At 73.3% G+C, this 17,966-nt stretch carries 17 protein-coding genes and 1 tRNA gene; 13 read left to right on the top strand and 5 right to left on the bottom strand.

What is annotated here, in order from left to right:
* Positions 1-12: 12 nt before the first annotated feature.
* Positions 13-1,005 (top strand): GTP 3',8-cyclase MoaA, encoded by a 993-nt coding sequence (moaA, locus tag GH723_RS13855; protein ID WP_153760200.1) that lies wholly within the window; start codon positions 13-15, stop codon positions 1,003-1,005.
* On the opposite strand, the gene GH723_RS13850 is transcribed toward moaA, so the two are convergent.
* Positions 1,002-2,537, bottom strand: coding sequence for an S-layer homology domain-containing protein (locus tag GH723_RS13850; RefSeq protein ID WP_153760199.1), 1,536 nt, complete (start codon positions 2,535-2,537; stop codon positions 1,002-1,004). The genes moaA and GH723_RS13850 overlap by 4 nt on opposite strands.
* Before the next feature lie 138 nt (positions 2,538-2,675).
* On the opposite strand from GH723_RS13850, the gene moaC reads away from it, so the two are divergent.
* The 5 genes from moaC (at position 2,676) to GH723_RS13825 (ending at position 7,030) form a co-directional block, all read left to right on the top strand.
* The gene (moaC, locus tag GH723_RS13845) at positions 2,676-3,179 is read left to right on the top strand and encodes a cyclic pyranopterin monophosphate synthase MoaC (protein WP_153760198.1); all 504 of its coding nucleotides are present in this window, start codon (positions 2,676-2,678) and stop codon (positions 3,177-3,179) included.
* Positions 3,176-5,257: a gluzincin family metallopeptidase gene (locus GH723_RS13840; protein ID WP_153760197.1), complete on the top strand. Its 2,082-nt coding sequence runs from the start codon at positions 3,176-3,178 to the stop codon at positions 5,255-5,257. Before moaC ends, GH723_RS13840 begins: the two co-directional genes overlap by 4 nt.
* Before the next feature lie 109 nt (positions 5,258-5,366).
* Positions 5,367-5,870, top strand: coding sequence for a hypothetical protein (locus tag GH723_RS13835; RefSeq protein WP_153760196.1), 504 nt, complete (start codon positions 5,367-5,369; stop codon positions 5,868-5,870).
* Positions 5,871-5,940: 70 nt separating this feature from the next.
* Positions 5,941-6,017: transfer RNA gene (locus GH723_RS13830), tRNA-Ala, on the top strand.
* 23 nt (positions 6,018-6,040) lie between these two features.
* A complete protein-coding gene (locus tag GH723_RS13825; protein ID WP_153760195.1) occupies positions 6,041-7,030 on the top strand; it encodes an L-threonylcarbamoyladenylate synthase in 990 nt (329 codons plus the stop codon).
* On the opposite strand, the gene map is transcribed toward GH723_RS13825, so the two are convergent.
* Positions 7,027-7,983, bottom strand: a complete 957-nt coding sequence (gene map / locus GH723_RS13820; RefSeq protein ID WP_153760194.1) for a type I methionyl aminopeptidase — start codon at positions 7,981-7,983, stop codon at positions 7,027-7,029. The two genes, GH723_RS13825 and map, sit on opposite strands and share 4 nt — an antisense overlap.
* A gap of 93 nt (positions 7,984-8,076) precedes the next feature.
* On the opposite strand from map, the gene GH723_RS13815 reads away from it, so the two are divergent.
* Genes GH723_RS13815 through GH723_RS13800 form a run of 4 tightly spaced genes read left to right on the top strand, consistent with a single transcriptional unit; the run spans position 8,077 to position 11,157 of the window.
* Entirely contained in the window at positions 8,077-9,252 is a 1,176-nt protein-coding gene (locus GH723_RS13815; protein WP_153760193.1) for an amidase, read from the top strand.
* Between the two features lie 23 nt (positions 9,253-9,275).
* On the top strand, positions 9,276-9,746 hold the full coding sequence (locus tag GH723_RS13810; protein ID WP_153760192.1) for a hypothetical protein: 471 nt from the start codon (positions 9,276-9,278) through the stop codon (positions 9,744-9,746).
* A gap of 7 nt (positions 9,747-9,753) precedes the next feature.
* Positions 9,754-9,954: a ferredoxin gene (locus GH723_RS13805; RefSeq protein WP_229022839.1), complete on the top strand. Its 201-nt coding sequence runs from the start codon at positions 9,754-9,756 to the stop codon at positions 9,952-9,954.
* 9 nt (positions 9,955-9,963) lie between these two features.
* Positions 9,964-11,157 carry an NAD(P)/FAD-dependent oxidoreductase gene (locus tag GH723_RS13800; protein ID WP_153760190.1) on the top strand — a complete coding sequence of 398 codons (1,194 nt, stop codon included), beginning with the start codon at positions 9,964-9,966 and terminating at the stop codon, positions 11,155-11,157.
* Positions 11,158-11,164: 7 nt separating this feature from the next.
* On the opposite strand, the gene GH723_RS13795 is transcribed toward GH723_RS13800, so the two are convergent.
* From GH723_RS13795 to GH723_RS13785, 3 genes are read right to left on the bottom strand one after another with little or no spacing between them, the layout of a single operon-like run.
* Complete coding sequence (locus GH723_RS13795; RefSeq protein WP_153760189.1) at positions 11,165-11,548, bottom strand: MmcQ/YjbR family DNA-binding protein; 384 nt, start codon at positions 11,546-11,548, stop codon at positions 11,165-11,167.
* A gap of 18 nt (positions 11,549-11,566) precedes the next feature.
* The gene (locus GH723_RS13790; RefSeq protein ID WP_195210307.1) at positions 11,567-12,667 is read right to left on the bottom strand and encodes a metallophosphoesterase family protein; all 1,101 of its coding nucleotides are present in this window, start codon (positions 12,665-12,667) and stop codon (positions 11,567-11,569) included.
* A gap of 41 nt (positions 12,668-12,708) precedes the next feature.
* A complete protein-coding gene (locus tag GH723_RS13785; protein WP_195210306.1) occupies positions 12,709-15,306 on the bottom strand; it encodes a M1 family metallopeptidase in 2,598 nt (865 codons plus the stop codon).
* A gap of 72 nt (positions 15,307-15,378) precedes the next feature.
* Here GH723_RS13785 and GH723_RS13780 point away from each other — a divergent pair, with 72 nt between their 5' ends.
* From GH723_RS13780 to GH723_RS13770, 3 genes are read left to right on the top strand one after another with little or no spacing between them, the layout of a single operon-like run.
* Positions 15,379-16,371 carry an adenosine kinase gene (locus GH723_RS13780; protein ID WP_153760186.1) on the top strand — a complete coding sequence of 331 codons (993 nt, stop codon included), beginning with the start codon at positions 15,379-15,381 and terminating at the stop codon, positions 16,369-16,371.
* Positions 16,372-16,382: 11 nt separating this feature from the next.
* Positions 16,383-17,570, top strand: coding sequence for an MFS transporter (locus GH723_RS13775; protein ID WP_153760185.1), 1,188 nt, complete (start codon positions 16,383-16,385; stop codon positions 17,568-17,570).
* Positions 17,563-17,943 carry an FKBP-type peptidyl-prolyl cis-trans isomerase gene (locus tag GH723_RS13770; RefSeq protein ID WP_153760184.1) on the top strand — a complete coding sequence of 127 codons (381 nt, stop codon included), beginning with the start codon at positions 17,563-17,565 and terminating at the stop codon, positions 17,941-17,943. Before GH723_RS13775 ends, GH723_RS13770 begins: the two co-directional genes overlap by 8 nt.
* Positions 17,944-17,966 lie beyond the last annotated feature (23 nt).

Genomic DNA, 17,966 nt, shown 5'->3' with positions numbered 1-17,966 from the left:
ACGCTGGGCCCGATGGTCACGCCACTGGTCGACTCGTTCGGGCGCACCCACCGCGACCTGCGCATCTCGATCACCGATCGGTGCAACTTCCGCTGCACCTACTGCATGCCGGCCGAGGGCCTCCAGTGGCTGCCCCGGGAGGACGTCCTCTCGTTCGAGGAGATCGTGCGGATCGCCCGCCTCCTCGTCGAGGAGCACGGGTTCGAGTCGATCCGCCTCACCGGTGGCGAGCCCACCGTCCGGGCGCACCTGCCCGAGCTCGTGGCCCAGCTGGCCGCGCTCGGCGTCGACCTGTCGCTCACCACCAACGGGGCGACGCTCCGGTCGCTGGCCCGCCTGCTCGCCGACGCCGGCCTGCGGCGCATCAACATCTCGCTCGACACCCTGCGTCGCGACCGGTTCGTGGAGATCACGCGCCGCGACGAGCTGGCGAGCGTGCTCGACGGCATCGATGCCGCGCTCGAGGCCGGTCTCTCGCCCGTGAAGATCAACGTCGTGGCCATGCGGGGCGTGAACGACGACGAGCTCGTCGACTTCGCCCGCTTCGGCCGCGACACCGGCGTGGTCGTCCGGTTCATCGAGTTCATGCCCCTCGACGCCACGGGGGAGTGGACCAACGGGCAGGTGGTCACCCACGCCGAGATCGTCGATCGCATCGGGGCCGTCTTCCCGCTCGAGCCGCTGGGCGACGTCGCACGGGGGTCCGCACCGGCCGAGCGGTTCCGCTACGTCGACGGACGCGGCGAGATCGGCGTGATCGCCACGGTGACGCAGTCGTTCTGCGCCAGCTGCGATCGAGTGCGCCTCACCGCCGAGGGCCAGCTGCGATCGTGCCTGTTCGCCCTCGACCACACCGACCTGCGCGGCCTGCTGCGCGGCGGCGGCACCGATGCCGAGCTGTCGGCGGCCATCTCCCGCTGCGTCGGGGAGAAGTGGGCCGGCAACAACGTCGGCTCGGTGCAGTTCATCAGGCCCAGCAAGTCGATGAGCCAGCTGGGCGGCTAGCGCAGCGGCGCACCGGGCAGGCTCGGGCACACCGTGCCGCCGGAGCGCAGACCGGCGACGTCGCCCCAGCGGGGGCTGTAGATGTCGTGCCACGCCTTGGCCTCCGACCAGCGCGTGAAGCTGGTGCAGTTGACGGCGTCGCCCGGGTTCGGCGGCGCGGGCTGGTTCTTGAACCGCCAGAGGAACACGGCGATCTCGGCCCGGGTGACGGGACGATCGGGCTCGAAGCGGTTGGAGCCGCCGACGCCCGTGGTGAGCCCGCGAGCGGAGGCCCAGCGCACGGCGGCGTCGTAGAACGCCCCGGGGCGGACGTCGACGAAGCCGGTCGACGGATGACCGCCGGGCCGCCCTGCCAGGCGGTGGAGGAAGGTCACGAGCTCGCCGCGGGTGACCTGGCCGTTCGGGTCGAAGCGGTTCGAGCCGCCGACGCCGGTGGTGAGGCCGTCGGCCGCCGCCCACCGCAGGGCCCGCTCGTAGAAGGGGTTGCCGACGACGTCGACGAAGCCGTGCGGGCGGCTGCGGGCGGGCTCGCCCTGCACCCGCCACATGAAGGTGACGACCTCGGCGCGCGTGCTCGCGTTGTTCGGGGCGTAGACGCCGGGGCTGATGCCCGTGGTGAGCCCGTTGCCACGGAGCCACGCCAGCGCGCCCCCGTAGAACGCCGAGGCGCGGGCGTCGACGAAGCCCGCGAACCAGTCGAGGTACAGCACGTCGGCGCCCTCGACGACCTCCCAGACGGTCTCCTGGCAGGGGGCGACCCAGAGCGGCGGGGACTTCCGGATGTGGCCGTTCCCGTCGATCATCCAGACGGTGTAGTGCTGGTTCGGCGCCAGGCTCTCGACCCGGTAGTAGCCGTTGCCACGGGAGTTGCGTGGCGAGTCGCCCCACCCCCAGATCGGGTTGGACGTGTTCGGGTCGACGTTCCACGCGTGGATGTTCGGCACGTCGACCGGTCGGCCGTTGACGACGAGTCGCCCGGCGATCGAGCCGTTCTGCCCCACGACGCCGTTGTCGCCCTGCACCCCGCAGTTGAGCGGCATGCGGATGTCGAGGTTGGTGTTCGGCAGCGGCACCGCGCGCCGCATGGCGTGGCCGTAGCGCTCGGTGGACACCGCCTCGTAGGGGTCGTTCGTGCGGGGGTAGGCCTCGATCCAGACCGTCGCGGCGTTGTTCGGGACCTGGATCGACCAGTTCTTGGTGAACCGGCCGCCGTCGCTCGTCGAGCTGCCGTGTCCGCTCATCATGTTGCGGTTGATCCGGTACAGGTCGGAGTACTGCCCGGTCGGCATGACGCACCCGTTGGCGTCCAGGCGGCGCCCGGCGGCGTCGAAGTACTCGAGGCCGAGCATGACCCACATGTAGCGGCCGTCCTGGCCCTGGATAGTGCCGCCGAGCCGGGTCGACCGGGCGGCGCAGGCCGCGCTCGCGGGCTCGGGGGTCGGGCCGAGCGTGAGCCCGGCGGAGAGGAGGGCCGACGCGAGGAGGAAGGCGAGCAACCGGCGGCGGGGGTGGGGGCGGGACGAGAACGGCATCAGTCCTCCTGCATCGGCACGTCGGCGCGCCACCTTGACGACGTCGTGCTCACCCTCTTCGGGTGGTGTCGGACCGGGGAGCGCCGCCGCTCGCTCGTGGCAGGCTGCCCGTCGACCCCGGCGCCTACACTCCCCGCCATGTCCGACCACGGCCTGACCCACCTCGACCCCCTCGGCCGGGCGCGCATGGTCGACGTGACGCCCAAGGAGCCCTCGCACCGGCGGGCACTCGCCCGGGCCCGGGTGTTCATGCAGCCGGAGACGACGTCGCTCGTCGCCCGCGGTGCGCTGTCGAAGGGCGACGTGCTCTCGGTGGCCCGCGTCGCCGGCATCCAGGCGGCGAAGCGGGCCTCGGACCTCATCCCGCTCTGCCACCCGCTGCTCATCGGGTCGGTCCTCGTGAACTTCCGCATCGAGGACAGCTACGTCGAGGTCGAGGCGCAGGTGGAGACCGTCGACCGCACGGGCGTGGAGATGGAGGCGATGACCGCCTGCTCGGTCGCGGCGCTCACGATCTACGACATGTGCAAGTCGGTCGACCGCTCGATGGTCATCGGCGACATCACGCTCTGGGAGAAGACCGGCGGCCGGTCCGGGACCTACCGGCGGGCCGTCGAAGGGGACGGCACCGACCCGACGTGACCGAACGGGGCGGGCGGGCAGCCGGCAGGTCCGGGCGCAGCGCCCTCGTCGTCGCGCTCGCCGTCCTGCTCGTCGCGCTGAGCGGCGGTGGGGCCGCGGCCGCGCCGGTGCGCACCCAGGAGGACACGACGCCGGGCCTCCGGGTGGAGTCGACCACCGTCTACACCGTCGACCTCGCGGGCTCGGTCATCCGCGTCACCCACGACATCACGCTCACGAACCAGACGCCGGACCGCGTCACCGGATCGACGATCGAGCAGTACTACTTCCACGCCTACGCCACGCCGGTCCTGTCGCGGTCGAACGGCGTCACGGCCACCGGCGCGGGTGGCCGGGCGCTCGGCGTCACGACCGAGCCCATCGGTGGCGGGCTCGCCGAGCTGGCGACGATCGACCTCTCGCCCAACCTCTTCTACGGCAACAGCCAGACGATCCGGCTGTCCTACGACCTGCCCGGGCAGCCGCCCCGTAGCGGCGGCATCAGCAACGTGAACCCGGCGTTCGCCACCATGCCGCTGCTCGCTGCGGCCGATCCCGGTCTGGGGTCGGTCGAGCTCCGCGTGCCGTCGGGCACCGACGTCGAGATCGTCGGGGAGCCGCTCACCCCGCAGGGCTCGGCTGACGGGTTCGATCGGTACCGGGCGGACGCCATCGCCGACTCGTCCGAGTGGTACTCGAGCGTCGTCGTCCGCGACGACGACCAGCTCGCCGAGCGGGTCGTCGACTTCGGCCCGCACACCGTGCGCGTCCAGGGGTGGCCGGGTGACGACGCCTGGCTCGACCACACCACGAGGCTGGTCGAGGAGGGGTTCCCCCTGCTCGAGGAGGCGATCGGGTTCGCCTGGGACGAGGACCGGCGGCTGACGATCGTCGAGACCGTCGCGCCGTACCTCTACGGCTACGCCGGGTGGTACGAGCACGCCCGATCGCTCATCGAGGTCGGTGACGAGCTCGACGAGCACGTCACGCTCCACGAGATGGCCCATGCGTGGTTCAACCACCAGCTGTTCAGAGGTCGCTGGATCAACGAGGCCTTCGCCGACGAGCTCTCCGCCCGGGTGCTCGTCGAGCTCGGTGGGGAGCCTGTGGCGCCGGACCCCATCGATCCGTCCGACCCGGCCCGAGCGCCGCTCAACGGGTGGGAGACCCCGGCGTTCGACGACCCGGACAGCGCGGCCACCGAGGCGTTCGGCTACAACGCGTCGTGGTGGCTCGCCCGGGCGCTGCACGACGAGATCGGCGCCGAGGCGATCGCCGAGGTCCTGCGGGCGGCGGACGAGCGCCGCTCCCCGTACCCGTCGGGATCGACCCAGGACCACCTGCCGACCATCGCGGACTGGCGGAACCTCCTCGACCTGCTCGAGGAGGTCGGTGGCTCGACCGGCGCCGAGCAGCTGTTCCGGGACCACGTCGTCACCCCCGACCAGGTGGAGGCGCTCGACGACCGGGCCGCGGCACGCGCGACCTACGCCGACCTGCTCGACGAGGGTGACGGTTGGGCGCCGCCGGCCGTGCTGCGGGACCACATGCTGCGCTGGGAGTTCGACGAGGCCACCGCCGTCGTCGACGACGTCCGGGACCTCCTGGCGGCACGAGATGATCTGGCCGACGAGCTGCGGGGCATCGACCTCGACGTGCCCGAGCCGCTCCAGCGCACCTTCGAGTCCGCCGACGACCTGGGCGAGCTGCGCGACGAGATGGACGCCGCCGAGGACGCGGCCGGCGACCTCCGGCAGGCGGTCGAGGCGCGCGACGACGCCGGCCCGCTCGCCGACGTCGGGCTGTGGTTCTCCGACGTCGACGAGGAGATCGAGGAGGCACGCGCGGCCATGGACGACGGCGACTGGTCGGGGGCCGAGGACGGCGCGGCGTCGGTCGCCGATGCGGTCGACGGGGCCACCACCGACGGCCTCGTGCGCCTCCTCGGTGCGGTGCTGGTGCTGGTCGTCCTGGTCGGTGGCGCCCTCCTCCTCCGGCGGCGGGTCCGGCGTCCACCGACCGCCGCGGGAGACGACGACGAGACACGTGACACGGGTGGCAACGGTCACGGGGTTGTGGCATCGACGGGTGGTTCGTAGTAGAACCGTCACAATCGTCGTCGGACCGTCATCTGGGGCTGGCCGGTGCCGACACCTTGCAGTGCCGACCAACAAGGGAGATGTCTGCGTGGTCGCTGTCGTGGTTGGGATGTTGAAGGTCGGTCTCGCGGTCGGTCTGGTGGTCGCGTGGGCGTCGGTCCTCCTCCCACCGATCGCACGCCTCCTCGGCGGCGTCGGGCGGCCCTCCGACTCGGTCGGCAGCTTCCGCCAGAAGATGTCCGTGCTCGGCGGCGGCATGGGTCGGGCCCGCAGCGGCGGCCCCGCCCTCGACCTCACCTCACGCCTCAGCGCCCCGGCGGCCTCGATGCGCACCGGTGTGCGACGCACCTCCACGGCGCGCCAGCGGCGCCGCCAGGTCCTGGTCGGCCTCCTCGCCTCGACCGGCCTCACGGCGCTCGCCGGGCTCGTCGTCGGCGGCATCGCCTGGGCCCTGTTCGCCGTGAGCGTCCTGCTGCTCGCCGCCTACGTGGCGATGCTGTGGCAGATGCAGCAGGTGGCCCTGGAGCGTCGGCACAAGGTGGCGTACCTGCCGCGCCAGGAGGACCACGCCGAGGCCCCGGCCCTGCACCGGGTCGGCGCCGCACGGGGCTGACCGGCGGCGTTCGGCGTCCGCTCCCCGAGCGGCTACGCTCATCGCCCTGGTGCCCCGGCACCGCCCCTCTGGGGCTGTAGCTCAGTTGGCTAGAGCGCCTCGGTCGCATCGAGGAGGCCGCGGGTTCGAATCCCGCCAGCTCCACCACCTCCGCCCGCCCGTGGATCGTCATGACGAAGATCGGCACTGACGTCCACGCGGCGGCGAGCATCCTCCGCTCGGGAGGTCTCGTCGGGCTCCCGACCGAGACCGTGTACGGCCTCGCTGCCCTCGTGAGCCTCCCCGAGGCGGTCGCCCGGGTGTTCCGGGCCAAGGGACGTCCGACGGACCACCCTCTGATCGTCCACGTCGCCGGCGTCGACGACCTCGACCGGTTCGCCCGTGACGTCCCGCCGGCGGCGCGGGTCCTGGCGGCGCGTCACTGGCCCGGGCCGCTGACGATCCTCCTGCGCCGCTCCGACGCCGTGGCCGACGTGGTGACGGGCGGGCGGGACACCGTCGCCCTGCGCGCGCCCGCCCACCCCCTCGCCCACGCGCTGCTGGCCGAGCTCGGCGACGGGGTCGTCGCCCCGTCCGCGAACCGCTTCGGGCGGGTCAGCCCGACGAGCGCCGCCGACGTCGTGGCCGAGCTCGGCGACGCCGTCGACCTCGTGCTCGACGGTGGCCCGTGCACGGTCGGGATCGAGTCGACGATCGTCGACCTCTCCGGCGGGGTGCCCCGGCTCCTGCGTGCCGGCCAGGTGACGCTCGCCGAGCTCCGCGAGGACCTGCCCGACGCCGAGGCCGCCGGCGACGCGGCCGAGCCGGTGGCCCCGGGGATGCTCGCCGCCCACTACGCCCCCGACGCCCGCGTCGTCGTGCTCGACCCCGCGGTGGCGCCGGGTGAGGTGGCCAGGGTCGTGGCACCCCACGTCCGCGACGGCCGGTCCGTCGCCGTGCTCGCGCCGGACCTGATCCCCGGCCTGTTGCCGCCGGTCGAGCAGCTCGACGCGGCCGGAGGACCCGCGGCGTACGCGCGCGTGCTCTACGCCCGGCTGCGGGAGGCCGATCGGCGCGGCGTCGACGTGCTCGTGGTCGTCCCGCCGCCCGGCGACGGCATCGGCGCCGCGGTGCGCGACCGCCTGCGTCGCGCCGCGGCGGGGTCCGCCGGGACGGGTTAGGCCTGGTCCTCGCCGGTGAGCGTGAGGATCTCCGCGCCGTCGTCGGTGACGAGGATCGTGTGCTCGAACTGGGCGGTCCGGAGGCCGTCGGAGGTGACCGCCGTCCACCCGTCGGGCCACAGGTTGAACCGGTACGACCCCATCGTGATCATCGGCTCGATCGTGAACGTCATGCCCGGCTCCATCACCGTCGTGGCGTGCGGCGAGAAGTAGTGGGGGATCTGCAGGTCGGTGTGGAACTGCTCGCCGATGCCGTGGCCGATGAAGTCCCGCACGACGCCGAACCCCTCGGCCTCCGCGTGCTCCTGGATGGCGGCACCGATGTCGGAGATCGGCCGCCCCGGTCGGACCGCGGCGATGCCCCGCTCCATCGACTCGCGCGTGACCCGGACGAGCCGGCGGGACTCGGGATCGACGTCGCCGACGAGGAACGTGGCGTCGGTGTCGCCGTGCACGCCCTCGCGGAACACCGTGACGTCGAGGTTGACGATGTCGCCGTCGCTCAGCGGGCGGTCGTCGGGGATCCCGTGGCAGATGACCTCGTTGATCGAGGTGCACAGCGACTTGGGGAAGCCGTTGTAGTTGAGCGGGCTCGGGTAGGCGTCGCGGGCGACGGCCTCGGCGTGGGCGATGGCGTCGAGCTCGTCGGTGGTGATGCCCGGTCGGACGTGGGCGGCGGTGGCGGCGAGCACCTCGGCCGCAGTGCGGCCGGTGCGACGCATCCGCTCGATGACGTCCGGGCTCTTCACGCGGGGCTCGGCTCGGCGGACCGCCTGGCCGCTCGCGGCGTACGGCGGGCGCTCGATGTGGTCGGGCACCTCACGGGTGGGGCTGAGCGTCCCCGGGCGGATGCGGGCGTCGGGTCGACCGTGGCACCGCTTGAACTTGTTGCCGCTGCCGCACCAGCAGGCCTCGTTCGACTTCGGCGGGCGCATCGGGGCTCGGACGCTCATGCCTCGATTGAACCAGGCCGTTCGCCGGACTGCACCCCGTCGGCGGGTCGAGGCGCTAGACCGTAGGACGTGACACGGGAAGGAGAGGTCCTCATGCACGCCCGCACGACGGGCCCCTTCATCGTGGGGCCCGACGAGCTGGTCCCCGGGGCCCCGAACCGGCCGCTCAGCGGCCGCACGTTCGCCGTCAAGGACATGATCGACGTGGCCGGCCAGCGAACCGGCGTCGGGAACCCCGACCTCCTCGCCGCCGCGGAGCCGGCGCCCATGCACGCGACCGCGGTGCAGCGGCTCCTCGACGCCGGCGCCACCTGCGTCGGCAAGACGCACACCGCCGAGTCCGCCTACTCCCTGTCGGGGGTCAACGAGCACTACGGCACGCCGATCAACCCCGCGGACCCCACGCGCGACCCGGGAGGGTCGTCGAGCGGCTCGGCGGTCGCCGTGGCCTCCGGTCTCGTCGACGTGGCGCTCGGCACCGACACCGCCGGCTCGGTGCGGGTCCCCGCCTCCTACTGCGGCGTGATCGGCATGCGGCCGACCCACGGACGGGTGCCGATCGAGGGCGTGGCGCCGCTCGCGCCGCGGTTCGACACCGTCGGGTGGCTGGCCCGCGACGGACAGGTCGCCCGCCGGGTCGGCGAGGCGCTCCTCGGCACCGGGCGCCGTCGGGGGCGGATCACCCAGCTCCTGGTCGCCGAGGACATGTTCGAGATGTGCGATCCGGGGGTGGCCGACGCGCTCGCCGACGCCATCGGCCGGGTGAGCATGGCCCTGCTGCGCACACCGGAGCCCACCCGGTTCTGGGGGATGGGCGAGGCCGAGCAGTGGGCCGACACCTTCCGCACCCTCCAGCGGGCCGACGCCTGGCGCACCAACCGGCACTGGATCGAGCGGATGCACCCGCGGTTCGGGCCGACGACGGCGCAGCGGTGGGAGGAGGCGGCGTCGGTCGGCGCCGAGCAGGAGGCCGAGGCCGAGCGCGTGGCGGCGCTGCTCACCGAACGGGTGTGGGAGCTCCTCTCGGGCGGGGCGGTCATGATCGTGCCGACGACGCCCGGCGTGGCGCCGCCCCTCGACCTCGATCCCGCGGCGGCCAGCGAGGTGCGCGGCCGCCTGATGACGTTCAGCGTCATCTCGCCCCTCGCCCGGGCACCGCAGATCTCCCTCCCCCTCGCCCAGGTGGACGGACTGCCGGTGGGGTTGGGGGTCATGGCCGGGCCGGGGGCGGACGAGCTGCTCCTCGACCTCGCCGCGTTCCTCGTCTGATGCGGCCGGGAAGGTCCCGCGTCGTGCGGCGCGTGGGAGCGTGCGTGGTCGCGGCCGCCCTGCTCGCGTCGTGCTCCGGCGACGACGACGGCGGAGACGACGCCGCCGACGAGGCGTCGTTCTGCCGGCTCGCCGACGAGAACGCCCCGGTGTCGGAGGCCGGTGCCGGGGTGCTGCGGCGGATGGAGGAGCTGGCACCCGCCCGGCTCGAGGACGACGTCGCGGTGCTGCGCGACCTCGCGGAGCGGCTCGAGGACCACGACGCCGACGACCCCGACGCCCTCGCGCTCGAGTTCGAGGTGCGCTTCAGCGACGAGCACGTCGCGGCCCGCGCTGCGGTGGACGCGTTCGTGAAGCAGGAGTGCGCGCGCCCGTCGGTCACGTCGACGTCCACCTCGACCTCGACGACCGCGCCGAACGGCACCGGTGGCGGCGATGGCGCCACCTCCGACGGTTCCATGGGCCAAGATGGCGCCGACGCCGACGAGAGGTAGGGGAGCCGTGGGGTTCAAGGTCGTGGTCGACTTCGACAAGTGCGAGAGCAACGCCGTGTGCATGGCGATCGCGCCGGACATCTTCGAGGTGCGGGACGACGACTACCTCTACGTCCTCGACGAGACGCCCGCGGAGGAGCGGCGCCCGGCCGTCCAGGAGGCGGTCGACCGCTGCCCCAAGCAGGCGATCTCGATCGCCGAGCTGTAGGCGCCCGCCCTGGACTCCATCACCGTCGTCGGCGCCTCCCTGGCCGGGATGCGCGCCGCGCAGACGTTGCGACGCGAGGGGTTCGACGGGCGGATCGTCGTCGTCGGCGAGGAGCCCGACGAGCCCTACGACCGCCCACCCCTGTCGAAGGCGTACCTCACGGGTGAGGACCCCACCGACGCCGTGCGGCCGGCGGTGCGCGACGTCGACCAGCTCGACCTGACGTGGCGCCGAGGCCGACGGGCGGTGGCGTTGGACGTAGCTGATCGCGCCGTGGAGCTCGACGACGGTGAGCGCATCGTGGCCGACGGCGTCGTCCTGGCGTGCGGCGCGGCGGCCCGGCGTCTCCCTGGCATCGACGGCATCGAGGGCGTGCACGTCCTCCGCACCCTCGCCGACGCCCGGGCGCTGCGCGCCGACCTCGACGCCGCACCCCGTCGCGTGCTCGTGGTCGGGGCCGGCTTCATCGGTGCCGAGGTGGCGGCGAGCTGCCGGGAGCGGGGGCTCGCGGTCACGATCGTCGAGGCCCTGCCGATGCCCCTGTCGCGCGTGCTGCCCCCGCCGCTCGCCGCGTGGTGCGCCGAGCTGCACCGGACGCACGACGTCGACATGCGCCTCTCCACCGGGGTCGAGGGCGTCGAGCGGGAGGCTCGGGGTCGGGTGGCCGGCGTCCGACTCGCCGACGGCGTCGTCGTCGAGGCCGACGTCGTCGTCGTGGGCATCGGTGTGGCCCCGAACACCGCCTGGCTCGAGGGGTCGGGCCTCACGCTCGACGACGGCGTCGTGTGCGACGCCACCACCCTGGCCGCGCCCGGCGTGGTGGCCGCAGGCGACGTGGCGCGGTGGGACCACCCCCGGTACGGCCTCGTCCGGGTCGAGCACTGGGACAACGCGGTCGAGATGGGTGCCCACGCGGCGCGCCGTCTCCTGGCCGGTGACGACGGCAGCGCGTTCGCGCCGGTGCCGTGGTTCTGGTCCGATCAGTACGACCGCAAGATCCAGCTGGCCGGCCGGTGCCGTCCCGACGACGACGTCCACGTGGTCGAGGGGTCGCTCGAGGAGGGGCGCGTGGTCGCGCTGATCGGCCGCGACGGCGAGCTGCGCGGGGTGTTCGGCGTCAACCGGCCAGCGCCCCTCAACCGGTGGCGCCTTCGCCTCGCCGACGGCATCGGTTGGGACGAGGCCATCGCCCTCGACGGGTGACGGGCGCTCAGCGCGCGTCGAGAGCCTTCACCATCCGCGTGAGCGCCACCTGGCGGTAGGACCCCTCGGCCAGCTCCCGCACCTCGTCCCAGTCCACCGGCGCGGCGTCGAGCTCGAGCTCCAGCCACCCGCTGGGGCCCCAGTACGGCGGGGCGAAGAACCGCGGATCGTCGACCAGAGCCGGTCGCTCGTCCTCTTCCGGCTTGAAGATCACGCCGAAGGTGCCGTCGGCTCGGCCCGAGGCGAACAGGGCGAAGATCTTCTTGCCGGCCCGGAAGGTCGGCCAGCCCCACGCCTCGACCTCGACCGACTCGGGGAAGGCGAGGCAGACCTCGCGCAGCTCGGCGAGGTACAGGTCGTCGTCGCTGTACATCCGGGGATGCGTGCCCATGAGGGGAGTCTGCCGCGCTCAGCGGTCCCAGTCGTGGGAGATGCAGCGGTCGTCGAGGTCGCCCATCGACCACCTCCCCCAGATGCCCCCGACCGCTCGCCGGGTGTACTCGGTCCACCCCATGGCGGAGCGGTCGAGCGTGCGTCGGACCGTCTGGCGGATGCCGCCCTCGTGCACGACGTAGCCGCCCCACACCCCGGGGAAGTCCTTGGTCGACCCGACCTCGGTGACGACGAGCGGACCGTGGCGCCGGGCTCGGTTGCGGTGGGTGTGACCGGAGGTGACGAGCGTGGCCGGGTTGGCGCGCACGAGCGCGTCGAGGAAGCGACGCGCCTCCCGCCCCGGGATGCCCGGCGGCCAGAACCAGGGCAGCTGGAAGCGCTGGGCGTAGTGGTGCATGGCGACGACGGTCGGGCCGCTGGCGTCGGCGACGACGTCGGCGACCTCCTCGACGAGGTGGCGCACGGCCCCGTGGCCCCGGCCGTCGATGGTCGTGTCGACGAGAACGAGGCGGAGACCGGGCAGGTCGCGGTGGGCGACGCCCCGCACGAGCTCGACCTCGGCGCCGTCGAGGACGTCGCGGCGCTCCGCCCGCGGCGAGCGCTTCACCTCGTGGTTGCCGGGCACGAACGTCACCGGGACGCCGGCATCGGCCAGGAGCGCGTCGGCCATGTCCCACTGCTCGGGGTGGCCGTGCTCGACGAGGTCGCCCTTCACGACGAGCAGCTCGGCGCCCCAGCCACGCGCCTCGCGGATCGCGGCGCGCCCGCAGCGGAGGGGGTGCGGATCGACGGGGTCGTCGCGCTCGCGCATGGTGTGGAAGATCCCGACGCTCGGGTTGCCGAGGTGGACGTCGGACACCGTGGCGAACCGGCACAGCTCCTCCCCCGCGGGGAGCTGGGGTGTCCGCAGGTCGAACCGACGTCCGGCCACGCGCAGCACCAGCGGCGTGGCGGGGGCCAGGTCGTCCACCACGACACCGCCCGGCCCTCCGTCGGAGTCACGCAGGAGCCGGCGCGCCGCGCCCCGCTGGGGCTCGACCGCCACCTCGACCGGGCCCGACGGCAGTCCGACCCAGGTGACCTGGAGGGCGGTCGGCTCGACGGCGACGACCTCCACCCGGGGTCGACCCCACGACCGGGGAGGGAACCCGGGCATCCTCAGTCGGTGACGGCGGCGGCGATGCGGTCGGCCTCGCGCTCCCGCACCCCCACGTTGACCCGCATCGCCTCCAGGTGCTGTGCGAGGGTCTTGGTGGCCTGGGGGAGGGGGTGCTCGGCGAAGAACGCCTCGACCTGGGCGGCGAGCTCCGGCGTGGACAGCGCCCGGACGCCCTCGACCATCCGCACCATCGACATCGAGGGCAGGCGCTCGCTGATCTCGGACCAGTGGGACTGCACGAATGCCCACGCCTGGGGTCCGTTCTCGCGGTTGAGGAGGGCACGGCGGAGCACGAAGGCGCCGTTCTGTGTGCGGATCTCGTCGGTGAGCGTCATGGCCAGCAGGCGGTCGAGCTCCTCGGCACCCGGGAAGTCGGCCAGCGCGTAGGTGTACCGGACCTCCTCCTGCGGGGTGCTCGCGGCCCGGACGCGGCCGGCGAAGGCATCGAAGTCCTCCGCGGTGCCCGATCCGGCGACCACCTCGATTGCTGCGGCCACGAGCGCCGGATCGAGGCCCTTCTCGCCGGCCAGGTGCCGGTCGTGGAGCGCGCGGGAGCGTGCCACCACCTCGTCGTCGGCCCCGACCGTGCCGAGCAGGCTGACCAGGGTGCCGCGCAGCTGGCGGTGCCGCTCGTCCTCGGCGGCTGCCGGCTCCCAGCCGATCCGGTCGAGCGCCGGGCGGGCGAGGGCGCGGACGGTGGCGGTCCAGGCCTCACGAGCGGGCGCGGGGACGAGCCGATCGAGGGCGCCGAGGCCCCCGGCGATCCGCTGCCAGACCGAGAGGTCGTCCTCGTCGGCGGCGAGCTCGCGGACGAGAGCGAGGAACGAGGGCGCGTCGAGCTCGTCGGCGAGGACGGCGGCCCACGCGTCGTCGACGAGCCCGTAGCGCTCGATGGCGGCCAGCTGGCCGCGGTGGGCGAGCAGCGCCTCGCGCGCCGCCGGCGAGTACCGGACGCGGTAGAAGCCGGCGCCGTCCACGTTGACGTGGACCCAGTCCGCCGGCCGGTCGAGGTCGACGGTGGTCGTGTCGCCCTCGAGCAGCACCCGCTCGACCGTGGACTCGTCGCCACGGCCCACGCGCAGCGTCACGGGGACGGACCACTCGGTCGCGTCGGGCTCGGAGCCCTTCGGGTCGAGCGCCTGGAACCGGCGCTGGGTGAGGCGCACGACGTGGCGGTCCTGCTCGAGGTCGACGCCGACGGCCGGGAAGCCGCCCTGGTAGATCCAGCTGTCCATGATCCGTCGCACGGGCTCCCCGCTCGACTCCTCGATGGCGTCCCACAGGTCGGTGGTGACCGTGTTCCCGTACTGGTGGGTGGAGATGTAGCGGCGGATGCCGTCGCGGAAGGTGTCGGGGCCGAGGTACTGCTCGAGCATCCGCAGGACGGCGGCGCCCTTCTCGTAGGTGAGGAGGTCGAACATCCCCTCGGCGTCCTCGGGGGAGATCACCGGGAACTCGATCGGGCGCGTGGCCGCGAGCGCGTCGACGTCGAACGCCGCGGTGCGGGACAGTCCGAAGCTCACCCAGCGCTGCCACTCGGGCCGGTACGCGTCGGTGGCGAGCATCTCCATGAACGTGGCGAAGGCCTCGTTCAGCCAGATGCCCTCCCACCAGCCCATCGTGACCAGATCGCCGAACCACATGTGGGCCAGCTCGTGGGCGACCACGTCGACGAGGCGCTCCAGCTCGGGCTGGGTGGCGGACTCCGGGTCGATGAGGAGGAGCACCTCGCGGAAGGTGACGCAGCCGAGGTTCTCCATCGCCCCGAAGGCGAAGTCGGGGACGGCGACGAGGTCGAGCTTGTCGCCCGGGTACGGGATGTCGAACCAGTCGGCGAAGAAGTCGAGGCAGAAGACGGCGGCGTCGAGCGCGTAGGGGGCGAGGTGGCCCTTGCCGCGCGGATGGGCGACGCGGATCGGCACGCCGCCCCGGGTGGTCACGGCCTCGGTGACCTCGAGCGGACCCACGACGAAGGCCACCAGGTAGGTCGACATCTTCATCGTGGTGGCGAAGCGGACCCGGCGTCGGCCGTCGTCGGTGGGCTCGTCGGCGATCTCCGCGGCGTTCGACAGCGCGGTGAGCCCGTCGGCGACGACGAGGGTGACGGCGAACGTCGCCTTGAAGTCCGGTTCGTCGAAGCACGGGAAGGCCCGCCGGGCGTGGGTCGACTCCATCTGGCTGACCGCCAGCGTCTGGGTGGCACCGTCCTCGTCGACGTAGGTGCTGCGGTAGAACCCGACGAGCTTGTCGTTGAGCTCGCCACGGAAGGACAGCTCGAGCCGCCAGCGGCCCGGCGCGGCGGCGTCCTCGATGTCGATGAGCGCCCGCTCGGTGTCGGCGTCGTAGGTGACCGACCCGGCGAGGCGGGTGCCGTTCGGGCCGACGAGGGTGGCCCTGTCGATCTCGAGGTCGAGCGCGTTGAGCACGATCTCGTCGACCGGCTCGACGACCTCCACGTCGATCGCGACCGTCCCCGTGAACGTCGCAGCACCGAGGTCGGGCTCGAGGACGAGGTCGTAGTGGGACGGCACGACCGTGCGCGGGAGCCGGTAGCGGTCGGCCTCACCGGTGGCGGCGGTCGGGTTCGGTGCGGTCACGGGGCCTCCAGCAGACGTGAGTGCGTCGGAGCGTACCGGGTACCCTCGGCCGTCCTTCGACCGGGAGACGAGATGACCGACACGCAGTACGCCGTCGTGGGCATGGGGAACGCCATCGTCGACGTGATCACCCACGTCGACGACGCGTTCGTCGAGGCCCACCGCCTCGAGCGCGGGGCGATGCGCCTGATCGACGCCGACGAGGTGCGCACCCTCTACGCGGCGATGCCTCCCGGCATCGAGTCGTCGGGCGGGTCGGCGGCCAACACGATCGCCGGCATCGCCGACCTCGGCGGCAAGGTCGCCTACATCGGCAAGGTGCGCGACGACCAGCTCGGCGAGGTCTTCGCCCACGACATGCGGGCCGTCGGCGTGGACTACGACGTCCCGCTCGCCGCCGAGGGCGACCCGACCGCGCGGTGCCTCATCGTCGTCACCCCCGACGCCCAGCGCACCCTCAACACGTACCTCGGCATCTCGCGGTACCTCGCACCCGAGGACGTCGACGAGGCGCTCGTCGCCTCGGCCGACATCCTCTACTGCGAGGGCTACCTCTGGGACGTCGAGGTCGCCAAGGCGGCGATCCGCCACGGCATGGACGTGGCCCACGCCGCCGGCCGCCGCACCGCCCTCGCCCTCTCCGACAGCTTCTGCGTCGATCGCCACCGTGCCGAGTTCCGCGAGCTCGTCGACGGCAAGGTCGACATCCTCTTCGCCAACGAGCTGGAGATCTGCTCGCTGTACGAGGTCGACAGCTTCGACGCCGCCCTGCAGCGCGTCCGGGGCGCCTGCGACATCGCCTGCCTCACCCGCAGCGAGAAGGGCTCGGTGATCGTCGCCGGCGACGAGGTCCACGTGGTCGACGCCCACGCCGTCGACCACGTCGTCGACACCACCGGCGCCGGCGACATGTACGCCGCCGGGTTCCTCTGGGGGCTCTCGGAGGGTCACGACCTGGCGACCTGTGGACGGCTCGGGTCCATGGCCGCGGCGGAGGTCATCTCGCACCTCGGGGCCCGCCCCGAGGTCTCGCTCCGGGAGCTGGCGACTCCGATCGTCTCCTGAGCGCCGGTCGCGTGCCCGAGCGCCCCGGGCTGCTCACCCGGGACTTCGTCGTCGTCACGCTCGCCGCCGCGTTCTTCATGATCTCGTTCGGCGCGACGCTCCCCGTGCTGCCCCGCTACGTCGCGGACGGGCTGGGGGAGAGCGACGTCGCGGTCGGCATCGTGATGGGCGCGACAGCCGTGTCGGCCATCGTGCTGCGGCCGGCGATCGGACGGGCCGGGGACCGTCGGGGGCGTCGCAGCCTCCTCGTCGCGGGGGCGCTGGTCACCGCCGTCGGCATGGCGGCGCACGTCCCGGCCAGCTCGGTCCCGCTGCTCGTCGTCGCCCGCCTCGTCGTCGGCGCCGGTCAGGGTGCGCTCTTCGTCGGTGCCGCGACCCTCGTCAACGACCTCGCACCCCCCGATCAGCGGGGGCAGGCCGCGAGCTACTTCTCCGTCGCCATATACGTCGGCCTCGGCTTCGGCCCGTTCCTCGGCGAGTGGCTCCTCACCCGGACGTCGTTCGACGCCGTGTGGTGGGCGGTCGTGTGCGGCCTGGTCGTGTCCGCTGTCGTGGGCCTGGCCGCGCCGATCGGGTTGCCCGAGGTCGACCCCGACGAGCCGCCGCCGGTGGCGCGCACCGGTCTGGCGCGCCTGCTCCACCCGGCCGCCGTCGGGCCCGGCACCGTCCTCTTCCTCGGCGTCGTCGGCTTCGTCGGGTTCAACACGTTCGTGCCGCTGCACGGCGAGGAGATCGGCCTCGACGACGTCGCCGCGGTGTTCCTCCTCTTCTCGTTCGTGGTGCTCGTCGTGCGGCTCACCGGGAGCCGGCTCCCCGACGCCCACGGCCCGATCGTGATCGGCACGGTGGCCCTGGTCGCGTCGATGATCGGGTTGGTCGGGATCGCCGCGTGGCGGGCCCCGATCGGGCTGTACGTGTTCACGGTCGCGCTGGCCGTCGGGTCGGCGCTCCTCTACCCGGCGCTGATGGCCGCCGCGGTCAACGCCGCGCCCGACAACGAGCGATCGAGCGCGGTCGCCACGTTCACGATGTTCTTCGAGGTGGCGACGGCCCTCGGGGGAGCGGTCCTCGGCGTGGTGGCCTCGCTCTCGTCCTACTCGGGTGCGTTCTTCACCGCCGCGCTGTTCTCGCTCGCCGGGCTCGTCGTCCTGCACGTCCGCCTGGCGCGGAGGCTGGAAGTAGGGTCGCCGCATGTCTGAGCCCCAGAAGCCCGTCGTCGAGATCCCGAGCGGCCAGGAGCCGCCCGCCGAGCTGGTCCTCGAGGACCTGGAGGTCGGCGACGGCGACGAGGCGACGCCGGGCCGCGACGTCGAGGTGCACTACGTGGGCGTGGCGTGGAGCGACGGGCAGCAGTTCGACGCCTCCTGGGACCGCAACGACACGTTCCGGTTCGGCCTCGGACGCGGCCAGGTCATCGCCGGCTGGGACGAGGGCGTCGCCGGCATGCGCGTCGGCGGCCGTCGTCGCATCACGATCCCGCCCCACCTCGGCTACGGCGCCCAGGGGGCGGGCGGCGTGATCAAGGGCGGCGAGACGCTCGTCTTCGTCGTCGACCTCCTCGGCGTCGGCTGACCGCGGTCGGTCGGCGGCCCCGG

It is taken from the genome of Actinomarinicola tropica, from assembly GCF_009650215.1.
Taxonomy (GTDB): domain Bacteria; phylum Actinomycetota; class Acidimicrobiia; order Acidimicrobiales; family SKKL01; genus Actinomarinicola; species Actinomarinicola tropica.
The sequence above is the reverse complement of the archived record's forward strand: the minus strand, read 5'-3'. Positions and strand labels throughout refer to the sequence as shown.

Bases quoted from the DNA above. Each gene is read 5' to 3' on its own strand.
- GH723_RS13825 (WP_153760195.1), top strand. From the start codon at position 6,041: ATGACGAAGATCGGCACTGACGTCCACGCGGCGGCGAGCATCCTCCGC.
- moaC (WP_153760198.1), top strand. From the start codon at position 2,676: ATGTCCGACCACGGCCTGACCCACCTCGACCCCCTCGGCCGGGCGCGC.
- GH723_RS13770 (WP_153760184.1), top strand. From the start codon at position 17,563: ATGTCTGAGCCCCAGAAGCCCGTCGTCGAGATCCCGAGCGGCCAGGAG.
- moaA (WP_153760200.1), top strand. From the start codon at position 13: ATGGTCACGCCACTGGTCGACTCGTTCGGGCGCACCCACCGCGACCTG.
- GH723_RS13815 (WP_153760193.1), top strand. From the start codon at position 8,077: ATGCACGCCCGCACGACGGGCCCCTTCATCGTGGGGCCCGACGAGCTG.
- GH723_RS13780 (WP_153760186.1), top strand. From the start codon at position 15,379: ATGACCGACACGCAGTACGCCGTCGTGGGCATGGGGAACGCCATCGTC.
- GH723_RS13835 (WP_153760196.1), top strand. From the start codon at position 5,367: ATGTTGAAGGTCGGTCTCGCGGTCGGTCTGGTGGTCGCGTGGGCGTCG.
- map (WP_153760194.1), bottom strand. From the start codon at position 7,983: ATGAGCGTCCGAGCCCCGATGCGCCCGCCGAAGTCGAACGAGGCCTGC.
- GH723_RS13850 (WP_153760199.1), bottom strand. From the start codon at position 2,537: ATGCCGTTCTCGTCCCGCCCCCACCCCCGCCGCCGGTTGCTCGCCTTC.
- GH723_RS13795 (WP_153760189.1), bottom strand. From the start codon at position 11,548: ATGGGCACGCATCCCCGGATGTACAGCGACGACGACCTGTACCTCGCC.